Origin of the sequence: Ruminococcus sp. RTP21484sp1_RTP21277st1_D2_RTP21277_210401 (assembly GCF_040924225.1) — a bacterium.
Lineage (GTDB): Bacteria > Bacillota > Clostridia > Lachnospirales > Lachnospiraceae > Blautia_A > Blautia_A faecis.
This window is the reverse complement of record NZ_JBCOMJ010000003.1, coordinates 69,464-92,528: the sequence shown is the minus strand read 5'-3', so window position 1 is coordinate 92,528 and position 23,065 is coordinate 69,464. Positions and strand designations below refer to the sequence as shown.

General features: G+C 31.6%; 49 protein-coding genes. 48 read left to right on the top strand and 1 reads right to left on the bottom strand.

Translation table 11 applies throughout. The features are described 5' to 3' along the window. Nucleotides 1–3 precede the first annotated feature (3 nt). The 46 genes from AB5706_RS02885 to AB5706_RS02660 all read left to right on the top strand — a co-directional run bounded on the left by AB5706_RS02885 (nt 4) and on the right by AB5706_RS02660 (nt 20,085). Nucleotides 4–321, top strand: a complete 318-nt coding sequence (locus AB5706_RS02885; RefSeq protein ID WP_368365774.1) for a hypothetical protein — start codon at nt 4–6, stop codon at nt 319–321. Continuing rightward, on the top strand, nt 322–900 hold the full coding sequence (locus AB5706_RS02880; RefSeq protein ID WP_368365773.1) for a hypothetical protein: 579 nt from the start codon (nt 322–324) through the stop codon (nt 898–900). Nucleotides 901–1,134: 234 nt separating this feature from the next. After that, complete coding sequence (locus tag AB5706_RS02875) at nt 1,135–1,422, top strand: hypothetical protein (protein ID WP_118584067.1); 288 nt, start codon at nt 1,135–1,137, stop codon at nt 1,420–1,422. A 32-nt stretch (nt 1,423–1,454) separates the two neighbouring features. Next, nucleotides 1,455–1,664 carry a hypothetical protein gene (locus AB5706_RS02870; protein ID WP_313720861.1) on the top strand — a complete coding sequence of 70 codons (210 nt, stop codon included), beginning with the start codon at nt 1,455–1,457 and terminating at the stop codon, nt 1,662–1,664. A 15-nt stretch (nt 1,665–1,679) separates the two neighbouring features. Beyond that, nucleotides 1,680–2,543, top strand: a complete 864-nt coding sequence (locus AB5706_RS02865; protein WP_313720863.1) for a tRNA(His) guanylyltransferase Thg1 family protein — start codon at nt 1,680–1,682, stop codon at nt 2,541–2,543. An 86-nt stretch (nt 2,544–2,629) separates the two neighbouring features. After that, on the top strand, nt 2,630–2,839 hold the full coding sequence (locus tag AB5706_RS02860; RefSeq protein ID WP_313720865.1) for a hypothetical protein: 210 nt from the start codon (nt 2,630–2,632) through the stop codon (nt 2,837–2,839). Further along, nucleotides 2,836–3,123 carry a hypothetical protein gene (locus AB5706_RS02855; RefSeq protein WP_313720867.1) on the top strand — a complete coding sequence of 96 codons (288 nt, stop codon included), beginning with the start codon at nt 2,836–2,838 and terminating at the stop codon, nt 3,121–3,123. The genes AB5706_RS02860 and AB5706_RS02855 overlap by 4 nt, the downstream gene beginning before the upstream one ends. 65 nt (nt 3,124–3,188) lie before the next feature. Beyond that, nucleotides 3,189–5,387 (top strand): RNA ligase, encoded by a 2,199-nt coding sequence (locus AB5706_RS02850; RefSeq protein WP_368365772.1) that lies wholly within the window; start codon nt 3,189–3,191, stop codon nt 5,385–5,387. Then, the gene (locus AB5706_RS02845) at nt 5,377–5,802 is read left to right on the top strand and encodes a hypothetical protein (protein ID WP_368365771.1); all 426 of its coding nucleotides are present in this window, start codon (nt 5,377–5,379) and stop codon (nt 5,800–5,802) included. The genes AB5706_RS02850 and AB5706_RS02845 overlap by 11 nt, the downstream gene beginning before the upstream one ends. A 368-nt stretch (nt 5,803–6,170) precedes the next feature. Further along, nucleotides 6,171–6,374: a hypothetical protein gene (locus tag AB5706_RS02840; RefSeq protein ID WP_368365770.1), complete on the top strand. Its 204-nt coding sequence runs from the start codon at nt 6,171–6,173 to the stop codon at nt 6,372–6,374. Nucleotides 6,375–6,390: 16 nt separating this feature from the next. Further along, nucleotides 6,391–6,603, top strand: coding sequence for a hypothetical protein (locus tag AB5706_RS02835; protein WP_118584061.1), 213 nt, complete (start codon nt 6,391–6,393; stop codon nt 6,601–6,603). Nucleotides 6,604–6,676: 73 nt separating this feature from the next. Further along, entirely contained in the window at nt 6,677–7,216 is a 540-nt protein-coding gene (locus tag AB5706_RS02830) for a hypothetical protein (protein WP_368365769.1), read from the top strand. Next, nucleotides 7,206–7,334, top strand: a complete 129-nt coding sequence (locus AB5706_RS02825) for a hypothetical protein (protein WP_279254414.1) — start codon at nt 7,206–7,208, stop codon at nt 7,332–7,334. The genes AB5706_RS02830 and AB5706_RS02825 overlap by 11 nt, the downstream gene beginning before the upstream one ends. Then, nucleotides 7,324–7,491, top strand: coding sequence for a hypothetical protein (locus tag AB5706_RS02820; RefSeq protein WP_202187793.1), 168 nt, complete (start codon nt 7,324–7,326; stop codon nt 7,489–7,491). Before AB5706_RS02825 ends, AB5706_RS02820 begins: the two co-directional genes overlap by 11 nt. Continuing rightward, nucleotides 7,484–7,759: a hypothetical protein gene (locus AB5706_RS02815; protein ID WP_368365768.1), complete on the top strand. Its 276-nt coding sequence runs from the start codon at nt 7,484–7,486 to the stop codon at nt 7,757–7,759. Before AB5706_RS02820 ends, AB5706_RS02815 begins: the two co-directional genes overlap by 8 nt. Beyond that, the gene (locus tag AB5706_RS02810) at nt 7,749–8,012 is read left to right on the top strand and encodes a hypothetical protein (RefSeq protein WP_368365767.1); all 264 of its coding nucleotides are present in this window, start codon (nt 7,749–7,751) and stop codon (nt 8,010–8,012) included. The genes AB5706_RS02815 and AB5706_RS02810 overlap by 11 nt, the downstream gene beginning before the upstream one ends. Before the next feature lie 170 nt (nt 8,013–8,182). Continuing rightward, on the top strand, nt 8,183–8,425 hold the full coding sequence (locus tag AB5706_RS02805; protein WP_368365766.1) for a polya polymerase: 243 nt from the start codon (nt 8,183–8,185) through the stop codon (nt 8,423–8,425). A 101-nt stretch (nt 8,426–8,526) separates the two neighbouring features. Further along, nucleotides 8,527–9,282 (top strand): DNA adenine methylase, encoded by a 756-nt coding sequence (locus tag AB5706_RS02800; RefSeq protein ID WP_368365765.1) that lies wholly within the window; start codon nt 8,527–8,529, stop codon nt 9,280–9,282. 54 nt (nt 9,283–9,336) lie between these two features. Then, nucleotides 9,337–10,092: a site-specific DNA-methyltransferase gene (locus tag AB5706_RS02795; RefSeq protein WP_368365764.1), complete on the top strand. Its 756-nt coding sequence runs from the start codon at nt 9,337–9,339 to the stop codon at nt 10,090–10,092. Next, a complete protein-coding gene (locus AB5706_RS02790) occupies nt 10,089–10,349 on the top strand; it encodes a hypothetical protein (RefSeq protein ID WP_368365763.1) in 261 nt (86 codons plus the stop codon). The genes AB5706_RS02795 and AB5706_RS02790 overlap by 4 nt, the downstream gene beginning before the upstream one ends. A gap of 6 nt (nt 10,350–10,355) precedes the next feature. Beyond that, entirely contained in the window at nt 10,356–10,640 is a 285-nt protein-coding gene (locus AB5706_RS02785) for a DUF6275 family protein (RefSeq protein WP_368365762.1), read from the top strand. A gap of 84 nt (nt 10,641–10,724) precedes the next feature. Further along, nucleotides 10,725–11,591 (top strand): DNA cytosine methyltransferase, encoded by an 867-nt coding sequence (locus AB5706_RS02780; protein WP_368365761.1) that lies wholly within the window; start codon nt 10,725–10,727, stop codon nt 11,589–11,591. A gap of 10 nt (nt 11,592–11,601) precedes the next feature. Then, nucleotides 11,602–11,853, top strand: coding sequence for a hypothetical protein (locus AB5706_RS02775; protein ID WP_368365760.1), 252 nt, complete (start codon nt 11,602–11,604; stop codon nt 11,851–11,853). A 5-nt stretch (nt 11,854–11,858) separates the two neighbouring features. Next, entirely contained in the window at nt 11,859–12,314 is a 456-nt protein-coding gene (locus tag AB5706_RS02770) for a hypothetical protein (RefSeq protein WP_368365759.1), read from the top strand. Between the two features lie 58 nt (nt 12,315–12,372). Continuing rightward, on the top strand, nt 12,373–12,708 hold the full coding sequence (locus AB5706_RS02765) for a hypothetical protein (RefSeq protein WP_368365757.1): 336 nt from the start codon (nt 12,373–12,375) through the stop codon (nt 12,706–12,708). 10 nt (nt 12,709–12,718) lie between these two features. Continuing rightward, nucleotides 12,719–13,072, top strand: coding sequence for a hypothetical protein (locus AB5706_RS02760; RefSeq protein WP_368365756.1), 354 nt, complete (start codon nt 12,719–12,721; stop codon nt 13,070–13,072). A 2-nt stretch (nt 13,073–13,074) separates the two neighbouring features. Next, nucleotides 13,075–13,329 carry a hypothetical protein gene (locus AB5706_RS02755; protein ID WP_368365755.1) on the top strand — a complete coding sequence of 85 codons (255 nt, stop codon included), beginning with the start codon at nt 13,075–13,077 and terminating at the stop codon, nt 13,327–13,329. Then, nucleotides 13,323–13,616 (top strand): hypothetical protein, encoded by a 294-nt coding sequence (locus tag AB5706_RS02750; RefSeq protein WP_118582530.1) that lies wholly within the window; start codon nt 13,323–13,325, stop codon nt 13,614–13,616. The genes AB5706_RS02755 and AB5706_RS02750 overlap by 7 nt, the downstream gene beginning before the upstream one ends. Continuing rightward, on the top strand, nt 13,610–13,957 hold the full coding sequence (locus AB5706_RS02745) for a hypothetical protein (protein WP_118582527.1): 348 nt from the start codon (nt 13,610–13,612) through the stop codon (nt 13,955–13,957). Before AB5706_RS02750 ends, AB5706_RS02745 begins: the two co-directional genes overlap by 7 nt. Beyond that, nucleotides 13,954–14,265, top strand: coding sequence for a hypothetical protein (locus tag AB5706_RS02740; RefSeq protein ID WP_313720918.1), 312 nt, complete (start codon nt 13,954–13,956; stop codon nt 14,263–14,265). The genes AB5706_RS02745 and AB5706_RS02740 overlap by 4 nt, the downstream gene beginning before the upstream one ends. Then, complete coding sequence (locus AB5706_RS02735; protein WP_313720920.1) at nt 14,262–14,690, top strand: YopX family protein; 429 nt, start codon at nt 14,262–14,264, stop codon at nt 14,688–14,690. Before AB5706_RS02740 ends, AB5706_RS02735 begins: the two co-directional genes overlap by 4 nt. A 94-nt stretch (nt 14,691–14,784) precedes the next feature. After that, nucleotides 14,785–15,210, top strand: a complete 426-nt coding sequence (locus tag AB5706_RS02730) for a hypothetical protein (RefSeq protein WP_313720922.1) — start codon at nt 14,785–14,787, stop codon at nt 15,208–15,210. Further along, nucleotides 15,200–15,436: a hypothetical protein gene (locus AB5706_RS02725; protein WP_313720924.1), complete on the top strand. Its 237-nt coding sequence runs from the start codon at nt 15,200–15,202 to the stop codon at nt 15,434–15,436. Before AB5706_RS02730 ends, AB5706_RS02725 begins: the two co-directional genes overlap by 11 nt. Next, nucleotides 15,414–15,704 (top strand): hypothetical protein, encoded by a 291-nt coding sequence (locus tag AB5706_RS02720; RefSeq protein ID WP_313720926.1) that lies wholly within the window; start codon nt 15,414–15,416, stop codon nt 15,702–15,704. Before AB5706_RS02725 ends, AB5706_RS02720 begins: the two co-directional genes overlap by 23 nt. Further along, nucleotides 15,697–15,831: a hypothetical protein gene (locus AB5706_RS02715; RefSeq protein ID WP_279254395.1), complete on the top strand. Its 135-nt coding sequence runs from the start codon at nt 15,697–15,699 to the stop codon at nt 15,829–15,831. Before AB5706_RS02720 ends, AB5706_RS02715 begins: the two co-directional genes overlap by 8 nt. A gap of 27 nt (nt 15,832–15,858) precedes the next feature. Then, a complete protein-coding gene (locus AB5706_RS02710; RefSeq protein ID WP_368365754.1) occupies nt 15,859–16,674 on the top strand; it encodes a hypothetical protein in 816 nt (271 codons plus the stop codon). Further along, the gene (locus tag AB5706_RS02705) at nt 16,671–17,024 is read left to right on the top strand and encodes a hypothetical protein (RefSeq protein ID WP_368365753.1); all 354 of its coding nucleotides are present in this window, start codon (nt 16,671–16,673) and stop codon (nt 17,022–17,024) included. Before AB5706_RS02710 ends, AB5706_RS02705 begins: the two co-directional genes overlap by 4 nt. 10 nt (nt 17,025–17,034) lie before the next feature. Then, a complete protein-coding gene (locus tag AB5706_RS02700; protein WP_368365752.1) occupies nt 17,035–17,361 on the top strand; it encodes a hypothetical protein in 327 nt (108 codons plus the stop codon). Continuing rightward, a complete protein-coding gene (locus tag AB5706_RS02695; RefSeq protein ID WP_368365751.1) occupies nt 17,358–17,624 on the top strand; it encodes a Y16D family protein in 267 nt (88 codons plus the stop codon). The genes AB5706_RS02700 and AB5706_RS02695 overlap by 4 nt, the downstream gene beginning before the upstream one ends. A gap of 26 nt (nt 17,625–17,650) precedes the next feature. Then, nucleotides 17,651–18,028, top strand: coding sequence for a hypothetical protein (locus AB5706_RS02690; RefSeq protein WP_368365750.1), 378 nt, complete (start codon nt 17,651–17,653; stop codon nt 18,026–18,028). Between the two features lie 21 nt (nt 18,029–18,049). Beyond that, complete coding sequence (locus AB5706_RS02685; protein ID WP_368365749.1) at nt 18,050–18,259, top strand: hypothetical protein; 210 nt, start codon at nt 18,050–18,052, stop codon at nt 18,257–18,259. A gap of 12 nt (nt 18,260–18,271) precedes the next feature. Beyond that, entirely contained in the window at nt 18,272–18,649 is a 378-nt protein-coding gene (locus tag AB5706_RS02680) for a hypothetical protein (protein WP_368365748.1), read from the top strand. A 71-nt stretch (nt 18,650–18,720) separates the two neighbouring features. Next, the gene (locus tag AB5706_RS02675; protein WP_368365747.1) at nt 18,721–19,098 is read left to right on the top strand and encodes a DUF3307 domain-containing protein; all 378 of its coding nucleotides are present in this window, start codon (nt 18,721–18,723) and stop codon (nt 19,096–19,098) included. A gap of 21 nt (nt 19,099–19,119) precedes the next feature. Next, nucleotides 19,120–19,698: a hypothetical protein gene (locus tag AB5706_RS02670; protein ID WP_368365746.1), complete on the top strand. Its 579-nt coding sequence runs from the start codon at nt 19,120–19,122 to the stop codon at nt 19,696–19,698. A 2-nt stretch (nt 19,699–19,700) separates the two neighbouring features. Next, nucleotides 19,701–19,865, top strand: coding sequence for a hypothetical protein (locus AB5706_RS02665; protein ID WP_368365745.1), 165 nt, complete (start codon nt 19,701–19,703; stop codon nt 19,863–19,865). Nucleotides 19,866–19,929: 64 nt separating this feature from the next. Then, nucleotides 19,930–20,085 carry a hypothetical protein gene (locus tag AB5706_RS02660; RefSeq protein ID WP_368365744.1) on the top strand — a complete coding sequence of 52 codons (156 nt, stop codon included), beginning with the start codon at nt 19,930–19,932 and terminating at the stop codon, nt 20,083–20,085. Nucleotides 20,086–20,201: 116 nt separating this feature from the next. Here AB5706_RS02660 and AB5706_RS02655 read toward each other — a convergent pair whose 3' ends face one another. Beyond that, nucleotides 20,202–20,441 (bottom strand): hypothetical protein, encoded by a 240-nt coding sequence (locus AB5706_RS02655; protein WP_368365743.1) that lies wholly within the window; start codon nt 20,439–20,441, stop codon nt 20,202–20,204. Nucleotides 20,442–20,562: 121 nt separating this feature from the next. On the opposite strand from AB5706_RS02655, the gene AB5706_RS02650 reads away from it, so the two are divergent. Next, nucleotides 20,563–20,997, top strand: a complete 435-nt coding sequence (locus AB5706_RS02650) for a hypothetical protein (RefSeq protein WP_368365742.1) — start codon at nt 20,563–20,565, stop codon at nt 20,995–20,997. Between the two features lie 19 nt (nt 20,998–21,016). Then, a complete protein-coding gene (locus AB5706_RS02645; protein WP_368365741.1) occupies nt 21,017–23,065 on the top strand; it encodes a hypothetical protein in 2,049 nt (682 codons plus the stop codon).

Here is a 23,065-nt window from a genome sequence, read left to right as displayed (position 1 = left end):
TTAATGGAATTAAAGAGAAGAAAAATGCGTGAAGAAGTGCGCAAAGCATGGACCTGCGAAATTACGTGGTTTTTAGATCAAGTAGCTGGATTAGATGAACGGCTTCATTATATTGTAATAAACGACTTAATATTGTTTGATGACGAAGAACCTGCAACATATTATATTAGAGTTCCAGGTGGAACGGTAGGAAGCATCTTTTTGGATGATGACTATAACATTAAAGAGATTTTTATTGATCTGAATAATGTGGTAGAAAGTTATCCGGCGAACATTAATAAACAGATGAAGAAATTTATTGGTGAAAGGATGATTGAGTAAATGGAATTTAAACCAGGTAATATTGTAAAAATGATTGATACATATTGGCATGGATCGTTAAATGAATCAAGAAAAGATATTGGTAAGTTGTTTGTAATAGAATATTCTTACGGAGAAAAATATGGTAACGGAAAATGTTACGGAGGATATTCGATTCTCAGTATGGAAAATGGATCTAGTTCTTCATGGTGGGATGATAGTCAGTTAGAGTTTGTAGAAGATGGAAATATTGATCTTATAGATGAATTAAAAAGAAAGTATGAAGAGATTGCTAATCAAGCAAAAGACATTAAATGGATAAAAGAACATTTTTCAAAAAATTTACCTACAGATTCTATACTGACATTATTTCATAAAATTGGATATAATTCTGCATTTGAGCAAAATGGAGAGTTTTATTGTTTGACAATGGATTGGTTATCGTTTTATCCTGCATTTCTTTTATTATTTGGCAAAGAGTTTGACTTAATGATAAAACTTCTCGATGGAGGAAATAGGAAAGATAGAGATAAATATTTAAGAAATTTTACTGCCTTATATAATGAAATTCATGGCACAGACAAAAAGGTTGGTGAGTAAATGGAGCTGTTAAAATGTCCATTTTGTGGGGAGTGAAAAACTAAAAGTTGGTCACAAAACAAAATTTAAAGATCCGTGGAAGAAAATTGTAAGAATGAGTTTTTATGTAATGTGCAATTGCTGTCGCGCAAAAGGAAGTACAATTTCAAAAGAGATCCATTATGATGATCAAGCAGAAGAAATTAGTAAAGCAAAAGATTTGGCTATTGAGAAGTGGAATATGAGGGACGAGATATGAGATTAATAGATGCTGATGCAGAAATAGAAAGACTACAAAAATGGATAAAAATGACTGAAAAAGAAATAGTGCATTTTGATGACGAAAACGATGATTATAAAATAATAGGATATTTAATGGATCAAAGAAATATGTTTTTAGATGAGATTAGAAAACTTCAATCATATAGCACAGCTTATGATTTGGATATTTTGCTTGATGGTCTTAATGAGATTTTAAAAGATGAAATTTCGCAGCCGATTGCAGATTGTGTTTATGAGTGTGTGCAGCAAGGTTGTTGGTAATATAATAAAAACGATATTTAATAGGAGGAATTATGAAAGAAATTAGAAGTTTTTTATGCGATAAGAAACCAGATTTATTCGACTATATTGCCTCCAGGGATATTGCACAAAAAGATAATTGTGTTATATGTCTTCAATGGATTGTTCCGTACTCTGGTACATATAGTGAAGTGATTTACGGAAATGAAAGTGACGAAGATTTAGAAGCAATGGATAAGAAACGATATGTATATCCTATGTAAGAAGGGAGAAATAATATGCCAGTAAATGATGATCTTGGTAAAAGAATGAAAGAATATTATGAGCAGATTTCAAAGACAAAATTAATGCGAAGATGTCCGGTTGTATTGAGAATTGATGGTAGGGCATTTCACACATTTTGTCGTTCATTTGATAAACCTTTTGATAATATTTTGATTAAAACAATGCAAGATACAATGAAATACTTATGTGAGAATATTGGGGGTTGTGTACTTGGATATACTCAGTCTGATGAAATCTCTTTACTGCTTATTGATTATAAGAAATTAGATACCGCAGCTTGGTTTGATTATGAAGTACAGAAACTTTGTTCTATATCAGCAAGTATGGCAACTTTAGCTTTTAATAAGTTCTTTTATGATAATGTTGAATTTAGTTTCCAGGAAGAATACGCAAAGATTAATGAAAAAATTACTAATAAAGAAATTAATTCTGAAGAAGCAGAGCCTATGTTTGATAAATTAGAAGACGAATATTATGATAAATACTATTCTCAGTGTAACAAAGCAATGTTTGATTCAAGATGCTTCAATATTCCGAAAGAAGAAGTAACAAATTATTTCTACTGGCGACAACTCGATGCCACACGCAATTCTATTCAAATGGTTGGACAAGCAATTTTTTCACATAAAGAATTACAGAATAAATCATGTAATGATATTCAAAATATGTTATTAACTGAAAAAGATATCAACTGGAACGATCTTATAACTTATAAAAAGCGTGGAAGCTGCTGTGTGAAAAAAGAATATACCCAAGATGATATTACACGAACCAAATGGGTAGTAGATAAGAATATCCCTATTTTTAAAGGCGAAAATCGCAGCTACATTGATGATTTAGTATTCGTTGGAGAGTGATATTATAATGAAAGTATACAAAGAAAAGCAGTTTCTTGTTTTCAATTTTGAAAAAGTTGATGATAAAGAGGATGTTAGATAATAAAATGAATGAAGTTACGTTTACAATAAGTCATTGCAATGATTGTCCAGAAAGTCTATTTTGGAAATTTGGACTACATGGAAATGTGTATGTTTGTGGTGCAAATGAAAATGATAATATAAGCATTATCCCAGATTATACAAAAATTCCAAATTGGTGTCCGTTATTAGGTCAGAAAAATTATATTAAGAAAGCAACAGGTGAATTATTATGAAAGATTTCCCGGAGTATGTAAAAGAAAATTTAGACAAGCTCACAAGGGATGATTTGATTTATTTAATTAGAGAATATGATCATACATGGTCCTGTATTGGAGAAACATTGGTTGACCAGAGTAAATGTCATATAAGTAATGAATATGCAATTGATAAGATCCGTTGTTATTTATCTAAGATTAATGGATTAAATCCAAGAAGTAATAGATTAGATTTAGAGATTAAATTACGAAAAGGTGAAATTACACCGGACGAATATAGAAAAATTGTGTTAGGAGAATAAAAAGAAAGGATAAGTTCGAGTCCCATGGGTTAAAATGCGCGCAGCTCTTACGATTGTAAGATAGGATGAGAACTTTATTATTATTTCGTGGTGCACCAGGAGTTGGTAAGAGCACTTATATTGAGAAAAATGGTTTAAAGCCATATACATTATGTGCAGATGATATTCGGTTACTCTGTCAGAGTCCGGTATTATCTGTAAATGGTAACACAGAAATTACACAGAATAATGATGGCACTGTTTGGAAAACATTATTTACTCTACTAGCGGTTAGAATGCAGCGTGGAGAATTCACAGTTATAGATGCAACTAATTCCAAGACTTCTGAAATGAACAAATATAAGAAATTATGTCAGGAGTATAGGTACAGAATTTTTCTTGTTGATTTTACAGATGTTTCAATCGAGGAATGTAAGAAAAGAAATAGTCTTCGTGCTGCAATGAAACAGGTACCTGAAGCTGTTATTGATAAGATGTATAGTAGGTTTAAGACACAGGGAATTCCGTCCGGTATTACAGTAATTAAGCCGGAAGAACTTGATAAAGTGTTTATGAAAAAGATTGATTTGTCCGAATATAAAGTGATTCATCACGTAGGAGATATACATGGTTGTAATACAGCTTTACAGAAATATTTGAACGCAATTGGCGGTATCAAGGACGATCACTTCTTTATATTTTGCGGAGACTATATTGACAGAGGAATTGAAAATGCGGAAGTGGTTCAGTTTCTCTTAAGCATTAAGGATAAACCAAACGTACTTTTGCTTGAGGGCAATCACGAAATTCATCTAAGGAAATATAGCGAAGATAAGAAGTCATTTTCAAAAGAATTTGAATTATTTACAAAACCTGCATTAGATAAAGCCGGTTTCAGTAAGAAAGATCTTCGGCAGCTGTGTAGAAAATTTGCTCAGTGTGCCTATTATACATATCATGGAAATACATATCTTGTTACTCACGGTGGTCTGAGTACAATCCCACAAAATCTTACTTTTGTAGCAACTGATCAGATGATTCATGGAGTCGGTAGATATAACGATGTAGAGCAAGTTGCTGATACATTTTTCACCACTACCGATGATCATACTTATCAGATTTTTGGTCATAGAAATACTAAAGGATTTGATATTAATGTTAATCCAAGAGTATACGATCTTGAAGGGCAGGTTGAATTTGGCGGATATCTAAGATGTGTTGATATTGTTCCTGGTGGAAATACAACCTATAAGATCAAAAATGATGTATTCAGAGAGCCGGTAAGAGCAGCGAAAAAATTGAGTAGTAGTGTAGCTGATGTTCTTGTTGATTTACGTCATAACTCATACATTTCTGAAAAACAGTTTGGAAATATTTCTTCATTTAATTTCACACCTGCAGCTTTCTATGAAAAGAAATGGAATGAGCAGACTACAAAAGCAAGAGGATTATATATTGATACAGAAGAATGTAAAGTATTCTGTCGTGGATATGAGAAGTTTTTCAATGTCAATGAACGAGAAGAAACACAGATGGATGTATTGCAGCATACTTTGAAATTCCCAGTAGCTTGTTATGTAAAAGAAAATGGATTTCTTGGACTTGTTTCTTGGAATAAATATACGGACGATTTATTTATCACAAGTAAGTCTGATCCTGAAGGACCATTTGCAGAATATTTGAGAAGTATGATTTATGAGAAAATTCCAAAAGACAAGCTTGATGATATGAAAATTTATCTTAAAGAGCATGATGTGACTTTTGTGTTTGAATGCTGCGATATGAAAAACGATCCTCATATTATTGAATATCCAGAAAGTAAATTAGTGCTACTTGACATTATTTATAATACTTTGGATTTTGAGAAATATGATTATGAAGACATGGCTCATGTAGGTCGTGAGCTTGGATTAACTATTAAGAAACAAGCTTATGAGTTATCTACATGGCAGGAATTTTATGATTGGTATTTTGAAGTTTTAGAAGAAGATTATGAATACAGAGGTGATAAGATCGAAGGATTTGTAATCGAAGATGCTAATGGATATATGGTTAAGCTTAAACTTACATATTATAACTTCTGGAAATATATGCGTGGTATTGCTCATGAGACTTTGAAGAAAGGTCATACAAGCAGGACATCATTGTTGACTACACCTGTAGCGAATGAGTTTTATGCATGGTGTAAAAAACAGTTCGAAAATGGCAAAGCTGATGAGTTACCAAGAGATATTGTTACTTTGAGAAAAATGTTTTATAAGGAGAAAGAGAATAATGTGGATTAGTAAGAAGAAATATGAAGAATTAATAAAAAGAATTAATACTATTGAGGAAAAAACTTCTAAGTTTACTCCTTATGTTCCAGAATGGTTCGACCACTGTCGTGATGATATAAATGATATTCAACGAGTTATGAAAAATAGTAAACTTGGAGAAATCACATTCAAATCAATCTTCGATAAAACATTGTTTATACCGTATGAAGAACACGATAAATCTAAAAGCTATACACTAATTTATAAAGATTTTAAGGAATATAAAATTACTGGGTTATATTTATTTGTACCTAAATTCGAAATTGATGAAAAAGATAATAATCTTATCCATGTAAAGGATAATATTAAGCAACTAGATGGAACAATAAAAGTAGAAGAGTATATTGTAGACCTACAAAATCAGACTTTTATCAGAACAAAGTAACAATTAAACAAGAAGTAAATTTGTGGTATGATACCGCAGCTGGCAAACCACCTATACTACATCAGTTTGGCAATAACAGCGCAAACTGAACCTAATAAACCGAAGATAAAACTCCAGTTGGTAAAGAATTCTTTAACCATAGGTATCCTCCTTTCAATGTAGCTATTGACAGGTTACTAGGTTTGTCCATTTACCTATTCCGGAGGAGATCATTCTTAATTGAATGGTCATAGATGGTCTTGGTTTCTGCCAGTCCCTTGGGTATGTATCAGATATCCAAACACCTTAACAGGTATTGTACCACATATTTACCATATATTTCAAGAAATTATTATAACTGTAAAAACACTGTTTTATGGAGGAATATTATGACTGAACTAGAAAAACTGAAAAAAGAATTAAATTGGTATAAAGAAAATTATAATACAGTGTGCAATATAGTATATAGAATTTCAGATAGTTTTATACCAGGATATTATACTGTTTCATCTTGTAATGGAACTCAATGTTGCCAAATTTTAGCAGACGAAATTATTAAGTTTGCACCAAAAAGAACTTTGCCAAAAAAATAAAAGGACTAAAGATTTTATGAGTGAATTAGAAGAAGATAATACAGAAGAATACGATGTAGACGAAGACTATGATTATGATTTTGAAGAATATCAAGATGCTTTAGACTATTGCGAAGAGTGTCGTATTTATGGCGATAACTATTATACTGACGAAGATGAAGATCTTATATTAAGATGTCCTAAATGCAACATGAATCCTGACAGATTGGATGATGATTATATTGACTAATACGTATTTTCAATATCTTCGTCCAGGAGATAATTTATTATATTGTCCTATTAAAAGTGAAGAGGTGGAAAATATGATTGATTTAAAAGAGAAGAATGTATTGTGTACAACAAAGAATGAGGCTGCTGCTATTTTAAAAGAGGCAGAAAAACAAGGAATTAGATGGTACGATGGGGATTTAGCGACTGCATACAATCCATTAATTGAACATGATGGACCTATTGTATTAACTTTTAAATATAATAGCATTAATTGGATTGGCGCAAGTGCTACAGATACTGCTAGAGATTTATTAGATACGGATCGAGAAATGACTGCCCATGAATTTCTTAACAAATTTTTAGATATGGCATATCATTGTTCTAACTGTGAAGAATGTAAAACTATTAAAGTGGATGGATGTGATTACAGATGGTGTGATAGTGATTTATGGACCAAAGATAATATTGATCAGGTTTATGAAATTGTAAAAACAGGTAATAAGCTAAAAGAAAAACCTGAACAAGCAGCTATAAACAATATAAGTAATTACTTAGATGGTAAAGGTCAATTGAATATTAATGCACTGAAATTAGCAATTAAAGTATTGGAGGAAAAAATAAATGAAAAATAGAACTAAATTAAATTTTATAATTGCAACTGTCACTTATGTATGTGCAGTATTAGCTTATGTAATTGAAAAAAGAAGAATACATGAGTATGAAAAATGGGATTACGAAGATGAAGAATAAAGAGGCTGCAGTTATACTATTTTCATTTTTATTTATGATACTATTTACAGTTCTACCTATATTTATAGAAGATCCTGGGCTTCAATGGGACTTTGGACTTCTGACAGGTCTGAGCTTTGGTATATTTGTTAAATACGGAGACAAAATAGATGAATAAACGACAGAGGAAAAAAGTTGAGGACAAATTATTAATTAGGCTTAGAAAATTACATCCTGGTAAAGGTGATTTTATTTTTGTTGAGTTTGATCCTGATAAAATCGATATCGATATAGTATTAAAATATTTTGATGCAATATCGAACGCATTTAATAATATTGCAAACTTTGCTATGGTACCTGATGGAATTACTATAAAGAACATGAACAGAGATCGTATATTAAAATATATTGAAAAATTAAAGGAGTTAATTGAAAATGAGCGATAAAACGGTAGTAAAAGAAAAAAGTTGGAAAGAGTTCCAGGAAAGTGGAATGTTATGGATGACAAATACAATTTTACAGGTGTTTGGATGGTCTATTGTTATTGATCAGGATAAAGATGGGAATATTATTAGCGTGTGTCCGGCTAGAGTTAAATATAGAGGATTTACACACGAGACAAATACCAAAGGGTACATTAAGACTGCCAATTACATGAAAGAGAATGCAGAAGAGATTCTGAAAGAGGCAATGCAGTAATACATAAAATATGTTTTTTATTGGAATAAGTTATAACTAAATTAACATATCTTGTGATTATTGCTTTTGCAAAGTCTATTAGTATAACAATAATATCATAAATCTGACAAATTCTTGTCAGAAAATCCACGTTTTATTTGAAAATCGAATAGAGAAAAGAGATAAGTACAATGAAAATTAAAAACATTAAAGATGTAGAAACATTTCTTAAAGTAGTAGATGAATGTAAGGGTAATGTTACTTTAACATCCGTTTACGGAGATAAGTTTAATCTCAAATCTAAATTGACACAGTACGTAGCAGTTTCCGCTCTGATCGGCAATCACGGCGAAGACCTGGAGCTGTGGTGTACCGACAAAGAAGATGAAATGAAATTTTTACAAATGCTCAAAGAAAATCCTGAAATGGTATAAGAGTATTTTAGAAGTAGTTGATGTAATGAAATAATCAGAAAGGATAAAGGTTAGGTGCGCACTAAGGACATGTCACTTTCTGGTATAGAAAAATTAAATATATGGGAAGTAAATCTCGAATAGCGAAATATATTGTTCCGATTATTCAGAGATATATTGATGAAAATAATATTGATACATATATAGAGCCATTTGTGGGCGGAGCAAATATTATTGATAAAATTAACTGTAATATAAGAATTGGATCGGATTTAAATAAATATCTTATTGCATTGTTAAATCACGCAAAAAGAGAATTACCACTATATGAATCTGTTTCAAAGGAATTATATGATAAAGCAAGAACTGCATTTAATAATGGAAATACATCGGAGTTTGAAGATTGGCAAATAGGAAATATTGGATTTTTAGCATCGTACAATGGAAGATGGTTTGATGGTGGGTGGGCTAAACCAGGTTATGAAAAAACTAAGAATGGACAGCGTTATAGAGATTATTACAGAGAGTCGAAAGATAATTTACTAATACAAGCACCAAATTTAAAGGATATTATATTTAATTCATGCGATTACAACGAATATGAGTTATTTGGCTGTGTTATATACTGTGATCCGCCATATGTAAATACAAAGCAATATGCAAATGCAACTAAATTTAATTATGACGAATTTTGGAATACTATGAGATTTTGGTCGCAAGATAATATTGTTTTGGTTAGTGAACAATCTGCACCAGAGGATTTTAAATGTATTTGGGAACAGGAAGTAAGTAGAAGTATTAAAGCTACAGACAAGAGTAAATCCACTGAGAAATTGTTTATTTATAATTGTGAAGATAGTTATTTGAAAACTAAATAAAGGAGTAGTGAGATTTGCTGCAGAGATAAAATCATGGTTTGCTCCGGACATAAAATGCTAGAAATAAATAAAATTTATAATGAAGACTGCTTAAAAATTATGCAAAAAATTGACAATAAGTCAATTGATATGATATGTACGGATCTTCCATATGGACAAACAGTAAGAAATAAATGGGATTCGGTTATTCCGTTCGAGTCATTATGGCAACAATATAAAAGAATTATAAAAGATAATGGCGCAATAGTATTGTTTGCAAATGGTATGTTTACGGCTGACTTAATGCAAAGCAATCGTGATATGTGGAAATACAATTTAATTTGGCAAAAAACACAGCCGACAGGATTTTTAAATGCTAAAAAGATGCCATTGAGAGCACATGAAGATATTTGTATTTTTTATAAAAAGCTTCCAATATATAATCCGCAAAAAACAACTGGTCATCCAAGAAAAATCAGTAAGGTAGAACATAAGATTAACTGTAAAGAAACAACAGATTATGGAGAACATGGATTAACTACATATGATAGTACGGAACGCTATCCAACTTCTGTATGGTTATTTGCAAAAGATGTTCAAAAATCTGCGTTACATCCAACTCAAAAACCAGTTGCTCTTATAGAACAGTTAATTAAAACATATACAAATCCAGGAGAGCTTGTTTTAGATTCTTGCGCTGGAAGTTGTACTACGGCTGTAGCTTCAATTAATACTGGTAGAAATTATATTTGTATAGAAAAAGATATAGATATTTATAATGTTGGGAAGAACAGAGTAAAAGAACATTTAAAAGAGGTGAGTAATATATGAGAATGGTATATTTTTCATGTGGCATGGAATTTCTAAATCCTATAACAATTTATCATGTTGTTCTTAAAGATACCTGTCCATACAGCGTGTTGAGTAGTGATAATTTTTATGGACGAATTGAGAACCAAACAGCTAGTAATATTTATTTTAGTTTAGTTGGATCAGAAGATAATTCATTAGTAAATTCATTAGTAATTGTTCCACATAATTGGATTAAGTTTATGGCACCTATAAAAGTTAATAAAAATAAGGAGTGAGTAGTTATGGTTATTACAGGAATGAATCATTTTCAGTATGTATGTAAGAACAAATTTGTAGAATGGTACAACAGAAGTAGTTATGCTAATAAAGGACCAAATGATATCCAGGAGATTGGTATTGATGAAGTATTTGTAGTTTGGGTGTGTAAGACTTTGCAGAACTATAAATGTATTGTAGGTACTCGTGCTGCAGCTGTTCTGGCAGAATATACATACAATGGCAATGATGGAGTCTTATACGAAGATGTTTACAAGAAAATTGTGAATGCAAGTCATTCAGTAGAGTAACAATAAAATCTGGAATTTATCTGGATTAAAAGATCTGGAAAATTAGAAGTAAGCAATATAAAACAATAAAGGATGGAAAATAAAATGCAGATTACAGCGAAAAGCTATTTTAGTGGTGCAGGTGGAATGGATCTTGGAATTGAAGAAGCAGGGATCAATATTCTTGAATCATACGAAATTGATAAGAAATGTTGTGATACGTTAAGAAAAAATTTTAAGCACAAGGTTAACGAAGCTGATATTACTAAAATTACAGTTCTTGATCAGCAAGATGCAGATGTGTATATTGGAACTTTTCCATGTACAAAATATTCAACTGCTGCAGATATTAATGGCGCAAGAACAGGTGATGATTTATTTCTTCATTTCTTTAGACATATTGCATTGGCACAACCAGAAATGTATGTAGTTGAGAATGTTCCTGGAATGATTAAATTTAAAGTGGTTATGGAGGCACTGACTAAGTTACCAGATTATTATGTAAGAATCGAATGTCCTGTAAACGCAAATATGTGGCTACCACAAGAACGTAAGAGATTAATTCTTATTGGTAGCAAAAAGCCATTTATCAATCTGGATTATCCGGACGAAACTCCCTTACGCTTGAAAGATATTATTCAAAAAGACAGTGAAGTAAATATTCCACAGTATGTATTAAATCGTATCAATGGTAATTATAGAGACAAACCAATTGTTTCTGATCCTGAATGTGATGATCTTGCACCAACATGTGTAGCACACTATTCAAAAGATAGAGGAACTAGATTAATTAAAGATGGTAATAGAATCCGACCATATACAGTCAGAGAGTATGCAAGACTACAGGGTTTTCCAGATTGGTTTGAATTTTGTGGAAGTGATAGTGATGCTTATAGACAGATTGGAAATGCTGTTGCCGTTCCAATGGGACGCTGGGTTGGAAGTCAGATTGTAAAATATTTTAATGGGTGAGGTAAGTAGAATGGAAATTGTACAGACAAAAAATAATCATCTTTATAAAGAAGGTGGAGAAAAAGAGTATGGGTGTATATGTAAAAATTGTGGAACCAAATTTATTTTTCAGGAGCATGAGGGCTGTGTACCAAGATGTATAGATCCAAAACCAGAGCAATGTACTATTCACTGCCCAAATTGTAAACAGATTATCAGATATAGTGAGTGTACTGAACTTAAGAGTAAAGAAGATAATTTTGCATTTCATAGAGTGTGGTGATTAGTATGAAAGAAATTCTAGGTTATAATTTGGAAAAATTTTTTAGAAGAATAGAATATCCATGTGATGGCGGAATGTTTGAAAGAACTTATAAGGGTACTGATTATGAAGTTTGGGCAATGACCGATAATATATTTGATATTATTTGTGATTATTCTGAAGATGAATTTGTAAAGTTAGCTGGTAAAGACGCATGGTGGCGGTCAAGCACTGGAAGTGTTTTGGGTAAACCAACTGCTAGAGCAATTGTAAATGGAAAACGTTTAATTTGTTGGGACGATGATTATTATTTACCTGATGAATATGAGGAAGAGCCATACAAGGAATATAAATCGCTTACGGAATACTTATGCGATGGAATTGGTGCTTCGTTACCCAAAAATGTTGTTGCATGTGCTATGGATCTTGCGAAATATAATAATATGTCTCTTGGAGACTTGTTTACCGAGTATGAAGGATAAGATTTATGAGCTGGTTAAAATGTAAGATAAAAGAAACATTTTATGGGAGAAAATTGGAATGAAAATAGAAGAATGTAAGAAAGTGATTTATAAATCGAAAAGTTTTTTTGGATCATTGTATATTTTAGAAGATAAAGATATTTTGTTAAATTCAATTAACGTATTGGTAAAAGATTCTAGCCAAATAAAAAATATTTGCGATTTTTACATAAATAAAATATCTGAAAATCAATATAAAATTTTTATTCCTGATTATACGATTATTTGCAATGACTTTTTTGTTAATTATAGCGTTTTAAGAGATGTTAAAAAAATTACTTTAGAAAAAGACGAATGTCCAAATGTAACTAAAAAAGAAGATGGAAGTATGGAGATTACTTTTCAAAAAATGTAGGTGATAAAAATTGATAATTGAAAAATCTGTATCAAAAACATACGAAAGACTTTTTGTACAATCATCAATATTTCTTGATAATTATACCGGTATTTGTGGAAGACCATTTATAACATTACATGCATATAAAGATGCTATTTCAAAATGGTATGGTCCATACGAAATCTATATAAGTATTTGCGACTATGACGACTTTGAATATGGAGTTTCATATAAAGCACATAATGAAGAAGAATTCTTTGATGCGTTGCATGAGCTAATAAATTGGATGAGAGATCATGAACAAGGAATCACATACTGGGATGACGTTGTTAGTGGTAATTTATTTCCAGAATTTGAGAATGTTGAAAAGGTGATGTGGTAGATATGAATTTTGGAGTAACAGACGTTAATCAAAAAGAAGAGTTACTTAAACAATTAAAGACTATTTCAGAAGCACTTGATAAGCAAACTGAAAAGAAAGTATTAAAGATGTGTCCTGTTATGGATTTTAATGGAAATGAAATTAATAGACGTGGAGAATGTCCTGTGTGTGGATTTGAATTTTACTATTTTAATAACATAAAATACTGCTTTTATTGTGGACAGAAACTTGATTGGGGTGAGGATACAAAATGTTAATTCCAACGGTACCGGTTAAAGAATTTAAAAAATTTGGTTTCAAAAAATGTGTAGGAGAGTATGGAAAATCAGAATGTTATTACCTTTGTGTCGCCAGAGGAACCAAAATGCTTTTCGTGAGTAATAAATATTTTGATGTAAATGCTTGGAGAGACGATGATCCGAGGATTCATAAAAAACCAAATTGCAGATACAGAGATAAAAGAACATATCTGGATATTATTTATGAATTGATTAAAGCTGGAATGTTAAAGAGTAAGTTTGATAAGGAGAGCACAAAATGTTAATTAGAAGTCAAGATAAAGCATTTTTATTAAATTTTAATAATTTAACTGCAATTTACGTGGAAAAAATTAATAAAGATTTTGCTATTGTATATAACGATTTTGAAGACGCGTATACACTTGGAAAATATTCTACAGAAGCAAAAGCCATAAAAGCGCTTGATATGATACAGAAAAGATATGTCGATTATAAAACAACACATACTGTTACAAACTGTCTTGCAACAATGTCACTTTTCATTAATGAATCAAACGATATAGATAAAATATATACGAAAGCACAAAATGTTTTAAAAGAAACTGTAGTATTCCAGATGCCAAATGATAATGAGGTAAAGGTATGAGACTGATAGATGCAGACTTATTAATCGAAGAAATGTCAAAATGGTACTGGGATAAAGAAAGGCAGAAAGCTACGGAAGAAGATATAAGTCCAATGGACTTGTTTACACATCTTGCAATTACAACTGTTCAGAAACAGCCTACAGCCTATGATGTTAATAGAATTGTTGAGCAGCTAGAAGAAACAAAGGGTATATATTCCGAACTGTCACTTATATTTAGAGATAATACTGAGATAAAAAAATACATAGGTATGGAACAGGCAATTGCATTAGCACTTGAAATCGTGAAAGGCGGTGGAGTTGAATGAGAGAAATTCTTTTCAAGGCAAAGCGGAAAGATGACGGCAAATGGATTGAGGGATATTATCAGAAAAGATATGACCTTTTAGGCAATGAAGAACATTTAATCTTCCATGCTGATAGTTATAAAGTGTGGGAATATGCGGAAATTGTTCCAGAAACCCTCTGCCAGTTCACAGGTCTGACTGGCAAAAACGGAAACAAGATTTGGGAAAATGATATTATCAAATATCATTTCGGAGAAATCTATGCTCCAATCAAATATGGATATTATCAAAATTGTTTTGATTCTCAGAAAACAGAACATGTCGGATTCTATGTAGATTGGATGGGCAGCAAATGCCTTAGAAAAGATTTAGGATATTGGATTGACATGGTATACGCTATGCCAGTTGGGAACATTTTTGATAATCCAGAATTTTTTGAACCTTAAAAATGCGATTGCAGAGTATGAAAAAGAAAATTTTGTGGAAGTAGACGAATCATGGAAAGCTCATTTTATGAGAAGATTTCAAGAGGTGAAGTAGATGGAGAGATTAACACTTGATGAAGCTATTAAACACGCAAAAGAAGTAGCAGATATGAATTATAATGACGCAGAAAAATTTGACTCAAATGATTCTGTAGAAAATTATATGAAGGCTAATTGTATAAAATGTGCAGAAGAACATGAGCAACTTGCGGAGTGGCTTGAAGAATTAAAATCTTACAAAGACTTGGAAGAACAGGGCTTGCTTGTGAGATTGCCGTGTAAGGTTGGAGATACAATGTATGATATTGTAGGAAAACCTCTTAGAATTGTAGAACACAAAGTGGATGCTTTTCATATTGATAAAAAAGGCTTTCATTTACAAATTATTAACGGAGTTTTAGAAAAGAAGCAAGAAGCAAAGGTTTATTTTTCTCGTGAAGAAGCTGAGAAGAAATTGGAGAAGATGAAGAATGAAATTTAAAGAATTTGTAAACTGGTGCAATGAAAGAGCATGTGACGGATGCTGGGGAACACTGACAGCTATGGCGTGTATTGATTCAATAGGTGAAGTTAAAAAAGTTCCGTTTTGGAAAAGAGAGAAATTTTGGAAAGAAAATTATGAGCAGCAGGTATTGGAAGAGATTATTAATCCGATAGAGAAGAAGTTAGAGGAGATGAAGAAAAATGTTAAGAATAACGCTAGATGAAGCAATTGCTTACGAAGAAGAAATAGTGGAAAGAGCACGTAGCGCTATGAATTTTGAGTCAGTTGATTCTATTGATAATGATATAAAATCAAATTGTAAAATAATAGAGATACAACATTGGCAACTCATTAAATGGCTGAAAGAACTAAAGTTATATAGAGAGGCAGAAGAAAAAGGGTTAATTAAGCTAACTTCAAATATTGATAATTTTATATACTGTCCGTATTGTGGAAGAAAATTAGAAAGAAATGAGAAAAATAATGAATAATAATACAGTAAGTAAGGTAGCAGCATGGGTTGGCACTGCAATAGCAGTATCTGTAGCGTTATATTTTACAAAAAATCCAATTTGTTTATGGGCATTTGCATTTCCAATGATTGCTATGGGAGTATAGAATAAACTTTTTATTTGGAGATAAAGTATGGAAGAATTGAAGAATGAAAAAAAACGTTTTGTTGATAAAATTTATATAATAACTGATGAAATGGATTCGTATAGTGGAAACACTGATGTCATTGGATGGTACGACTCTAATGGAAGAAAATATTACAATCCTGATGAAATTAAGGAACTATACGAAAATGGAGAGACAGAAAATGTATTTATAGATTCTAGTGGCAAACTAAATATGAGACAAACTTGGTTGGTTTTTAGAGTTGCTTTTACAGTTCAATGCGGCATTCCGTTTGGAAATTATGATAAATATCCTAATCTATTAGAATACGCTAAGAAAGTTGGAATTGTTGCTAATAATCCAAGACCAATTAAAATGCTTGCAGGTATTAAAACTGTAAATGAGTATTATGGGGAATATGGTGAAGGTCCAACAGGCACATATAAAATTACATACAAAATAAATGATGATGTTGTTTCTTCATTAAACCAGGAATATCTGACTAAGATTGCAAATGGATTTATTAATAGAATCACTCAAGATAATAGCTTAATTTCTATATGCAATAAATGCGAATATTATGAGTGGACTCATACAATATGTATCTATGGGGTGTCTGAAAAAGACATGGAAAAATCAGAACTAATTAGAGAGTTCAAAGTTTTTGATATGGAATTATTGATGTTAAAATCAAATAATTTTACAACTATTATAAATGCTTGTAAAATGGCTTGTCGTGATCAAGGGCAGTATCATTGGATAAAAGAAAAAGGTACTGAGAATGACGAGAAGAAATCTAATTATTATTGGTATGATAAAACTGGAAAGAAAGAAGAAAAATGAAGAATAAGGATAGAATCAAATATACATCAGATCATAGAAAAGCTTTTAGAAAAATTGAGAAACAGTTATTGGGATATAATACTTTTAGAAGCTTATTTCATGATTTAGATAAAATGTTCTTATATATGTTTTTTGATTATAAGAAAGTACGCTATTGGCACAGACTCCATATGCCTCATCATAATGTTAAAGCAAAAACACATTCTGATTTTGTACAAATGGTAATTGACTGGGAGTGTGCAAGATATACAAAACCAGACAAGCCATTAAATGCTAGAGAGACGTTGGCAAAATTTTATCCAGAATTAACAGATAAAGTATTGCCGGTAATTGAAGAACTTGGATTGTAAAGGAGAATTTATGAGTACAAATTTGATTATTAAAGATCGAGGTACCGGAAAGAGTGCACAGTTACTTTATACAAGCGCAACAACTCAATATCCTATATTAACCAAAACAAAAGATAGGGCTGTTAATTTGCTAAAAATGGCTGAAGACTTAGACTTGTGTATTCCGGTACCGTTAACTGAGAATGACATTGAATCAAGGAAAATAAGGTTACCTGAGAATATCCTTGTAGACGATGGTTATGATTTAATCGGTACTGCCCTTAATTATTACCTTAGAACACATGTTGTGGCAGTAACACTTACAGACAAGCTTAAAGAAAGATATGATAAAAAATGATTATAGCAGCGGCAGTTAAATTTTATATTGAGAAAACTGATCAAAAGGTTGTCCTATGTGGATTGAGACATGACGCTCCATTTAGGCAATTAGCAGCACTTGGGTTCGAACCAAAAGTAGGATATAAAGAACTTGAGCAAGGATTTATAACAACAGATGGAGAATTTCTGAATAGAGAACAGGCTTATTATCATGCTGTGAGTTGTAGGCAGATCAAACTTGATGATGGACCGGCTTGGCTTATCTCGGAAATGTTGTGGTAAAATAGAAAATTTACGGAGGAATTATAATGTTACATTACAAGGATAGTCAATATGGTTGCGGTTATTTGATTATATACCACACAGAAGATATCTTGGCAAAAGCAAATATTCAATACGACAGAAATAAGATAGAAGACAATAAGGATTTCTATGCTTTTGCATATTTAGAAGACGAGCGAGCAGTAAATTTATTCTGTAAACCAATAAAGGGACGGATAGTCGATTCCACATTTTATGAATATAAAAAGAATGGAAGTCTAAAGAAAAATGGTGTAGGTATTGGAGCCAGGATTTATGCTGATACATATGAGGAAGCAGTAGAAGGATTTAATGCTCTCGTGAATGCTAGGATTAAAAAGTTAAGAGAAGAGATTAGCAAGGTCGAAGAGTTATTGATCAAATAAAAATTTTTAGAGGTAATTAAAATGATTTCTATAAAAGAACATATGCCTAAAAGTGCGAAAGTTTTACCATGTTGGGTTTTTATTAATGGCAAATATGATTTGGCGTATTTGACAGAAGATGAAAAATATTTTGTATCAACAGATCACAAAAGAGCATATCCATTAGAAATAGTAGATGGATGGAGTATACCTGAAACAAAAATGTATATACCAGATGAAAATTTAGTTTGATTGGAGAAAATTATGGTCAGTACAACTATAGCTATTATTTGTATTATGGTTTTTACCATTTTAATAATTTTTCTTATATATTTAATGTTACAAGAAAAAATTGAAAAAAGTATATATAAAATTCCTTTTATTACTAAAAAAGTAGAATGTTACAAAGTTAATAAACGTATAAAGGATGTATTTAATAGTGCTGTTTATGACCAAAATAGAAGAATATCTATGGCAATGATGGAAGGTAAAAAACATACAACATTTATATTTGCAAACGATGAATATTATTTTAATCCATGGAATACGTATAAGAAGCAATATAGACAAATTTTGCTTGACATGGGAATGAAATATTACAAAAGATACAAAATAGATGGAGATAAAATCTCCTGGGATTAATTCTTATAACTGCAATTCTGCAGTTAATTTCCAGAATAAATAAAAATTGAATAGAGAAGAAGGTATTGTAGATGAAATATTTCATTATTTTAATCAGTATGATTTTTTGTCATATAGTGGATGACTATTATCTTCAAGGATGGTTAGCGTCTGCGAAACAAAAATCGTGGTGGAAGAAAAATGCTCCAGATGATTTATATAAACATGATTATCTGATGGCGTTATTTATGCATAGTTTTAGTTGGACATTTATGATGATGCTTGCACCAACATTGTATGTAATTATATTTGGTGGACATTATTATCCGTTAGTATTTGTATTTAATGTAATAATTCATATGATCACGGATAATATAAAAGCAAATAAGAAAGAGATTAATTTGATTCAGGATCAGTTAATTCATTTAGAACAAATTGCTGCAACATTTTTGGTTTTCTTTTGGAAGTAGGTAAGAAGGAGGAGTGGAGAAATGAAGATAACATTTGAAATGGATAACCTACAGGATCTCATTGAAAAATCTGTATCTGAAAATATTGAGGAAGCAGTTAAGTCGCAAGTAGAGGATACTATTAAAGAACAGGTAGCAAAACTTGGTGGCGATATTATTTCCGAAGTAGTGACAAAAAATTTCAATGAATTTGTAAATGATTATATTACAAATACTAAAATTACTGTCAGAAAAGAAGATTTCTGGGGCGATGCAGATGTAAATGAGTACACAGTAGAAGAATATATTAAAAAGTGCTTAAAAGAACGCCTGGATAATGAAAAATTTAAAACAAAAGATAAACATGGTCATATAAATGAAATTAGTTTCTCTGAATATATAAAAAACAATTATACATCTTATATGGATGATGAAATTAAAAAGAAAATGGATAAATATTTTGACGATATCCGCAAACAAATCAATAAAACAATGAAAGAAACTTTTGATAATACAACAAAGAATATGTTATCTAACACTGTGCTTAACATTCTTACTCAAAATAATACATATCGTCAAATTGAAAGTAATATTAAATCTATTGCAACAAAACAGGATTAAATATGGAAGAAAAGATTATTGGATGTAAATGGAAAGAATGTGAATATGCGACTCAATCTTACTTTGAATGGGACACCGGATACGAAGAGTATGATTGTGAGTTAATGGATAGTGAATGTAATGAATACGAATGTCCAATGGTTTGCAGATATAAAATTGAAAAATAAGGAGAAGAAATAAATGAGCAATAGAAGTAGTAATAACTCGACTGGAATGGGAATTTTATGAGTTTTGCAGCTAATTTTTTTAGTACTTAAACTTACTGGACTAATTACATGGTCTTGGCTGGTTGTATTAATTCCGTTTTGGATTAGTTTAGGAACTTTAGCAATTTTCTTAATCTGTGTACTTATTGCAGTTTTGACAGGATATAAGAAAAGGAAATAAAAGTTTGGTTTTATGAGTGGCAACACTCTTAAAATATAAAGGGTTGTACTTACTAAGAAATACAACCCTGCTCAAAAATATATTAAAAGAGGATCATATGTTTAAAATAGACGGTGTTATTTTGGGATATTAATGTTAATGTCTTTGGACATCATTTTTGCCAATGCTTTAGTCTGTTCGTCAGAGAAGTTTGATTTGGTTGTTTTATGAACCAAATAACATTTTCCGATTACTGAGGTAATATGGCAAATGACGTAAATGATACCTGCACCAAATCCACCAGCTAATAACATCTCAAACATAATAACACGTTTATTCCTTTCATATATCCAAAAACGCACTTCTAGTGCTTCCACAGGTTCTACACCAGGATATAGTGACGTGCAACGCTCCTGGTGTGGTAGACTAGGAACCACTAATATCTTAAACGATACAGTAACACAGAAATATATAATTTTCAAGGAGAACATCAAGTATATGACAAAAGCAGAATTAATTTTCTATGAAATGACAGATAGAGAAATTTTCAGTAGAGCTAAAACAGTTTATGAGAAGTTAGGAATGAGTGAAAAAGGACTTCTCTCAGTTATGCGTCCAACGATGGGTGCTGTAACAATTCTTTCAGTGGACCTCACAAATAAGATCAGAGATGCTGTAAGTATGCAGTATGACGATTTTCTTGCAGATGACTATATTGAAAGAGCGAAGAAAATTCAGAATGAAATGAAAGAAAAGAGAGAAGAAAGTATTGGAGAGCAGAAAGTAAGTAATTCATATATTGATAAATTCAATAAAGAGGTACAGGACTCAGACAATGATTTTGAAAGAGAATGTACTAAAGAAATTATCAGACTTATAAAGTTACTTCCTGATAAATCTGCCAAGAAACTCATTAAAAAATATTTTGAATAGAAAATAAGGAGAAAAAATTATGAAGATGTATGATCCGGAAATCTGGAAAAATGAGAACAATGGATATGAGGAACTTGTTGACAATATTAAGAAAACTTTTGCATCAAAACTAAAAGACAATGTAAAAACACCACTGTTTAGAACAAGCGTATCTGACTTATTTGACACATTTCTTTACTATCTTCCAGATGCTTGCAAACAGGAATATACATGTAGAGCTTGTAAACACTTTGTAGATCGATTTGGTGGACTTGTATTTATTAAAGACGATGGAACAACTGAATCTGCTATTTGGAACATTGAAAATATCCCTGGGATGTTTATTGAGCCAATTACACAGATGAAAGAGATTGTTGAGTCTGCTCAGGTCCAGGATGTATTCGTATCAGATTATGTGGATCTTGGAACATATGATACCAATGGATTCCATCATTTTTCTGCAAAACTTCCAAGAGTAATGATCAATACATCAAGGGTAAAAAATGCTTCACAGATTTCTGCTGAAAAAGCAGAAGATTACGGAATGCTGAAAAGAGCACTTGAGAAATATTCTATACCACAGGTTGATCAGGCACTTAATTTATTAGAATCCGGAAGTTTATATAGAGGTAGCAGCTATGTAGCAATGTGCAAATGGTTTAAGGAGACAAAAGAGAAGATTGCTTCTATCAATGATCAGCCACAACACACTAATATGATTTGGAAATATGCTGCTACAGCTCCAAATGGATTTACTCACATTTCCGGAAGTATGTTAGGTACATTACTTGATTATATTGTAGATGGAGATGACTTTGATACAATCAAACGAAAATTTGAGACAAATATGAGTGCTGAGAATTATAGACGTTCACAGTCTGCACCTACTCAGAGAGCTGTTGAAAGTGCTGAAAAACTTATTGAAAAACTTGGTCTTGCAGATTCACTTAGAAGAAGATATGCAAAACTGGATGAGCTTCCTGAGAATGAGTTTATTTGGAAGAGTAAAACTGAGAAGAAAGAGGAAGTAAAGACTGGAGTATTTGCAGGAGTTCAGACTAAAACTACAGATAGTAATGAGACAAAATCTGTAATTCCACAGGTGACTATGACATGGGACAAATTCAGAAAAACAATTCTTCCTACCGCAGATAAATTGGAAGTAAAGGTTGATGGAACAACTCATCTTATGGGAATGGTAACAGCTGCGGTTCCGGAAGCTGAAAATATTATGAACTGGGACAATCCGTTCTCTTGGTATTACCAGAGTGGTATTGATTCTGTCATCCGTGAGAGACTTGAAGAAAAAGGTGCAAAATATGAAGGTTGCGAGATCAGATGCTCTCTAATCTGGAATACACGTACCGATCTGGATGTACATTGCATTTGTCCTGATGGAGTAGAAATTTATTTTGGTCATAAAAATCATGGATATGGTTCATTGGATGTTGATGCAAATGTTAATGGCGAAACAGTAACACCTGTCGAGAATATTCGTTGGGCAACTGGTACTGCTCCAGAGGGACGTTATAAATTCTTTGTCAATAACTATACAAATAGAGCAACCCAGAATCCATATAAATTAGAGCTTGAAGTAAATGGAAAAATTTATACTTATAATGGAAATCTTATAAGCGATGGTTATAGAAGAAATACAGACGTAGTATTTGAATTTGATTATAAGCATGGAGAAGATCCTAAGTTTACTGCAAATTCTAAAAAGACAGAAACTAAAGAAACTTGGGGAATCAGCAACGGATTCTCAGAAGTTGTTGCAATTATTCCGTCTCCAAACATGTGGGGAGAAAATCCATATAAACGATCTGGTGAACACACTTTCTTCTTATTGAAAGACTGTAAAGATATGACAGGCGGAGTTGGACGTGGTTTCTTTACTGAGATGCTTAAAAGTGATCTGCAGGAAATCAGAAAAACACTTGAAGCATATACCGCATCAACACCTATTGAGGGTGAAGATGAAGCAAGTGCCTGTGGTGTTGGTTACAGCAAAGACAAAGAATGGAATTTGATTATTAAAGTAACTACTGGAAACACTGTAAAAATGATTAAGGTAGATAGGTTTGATTGA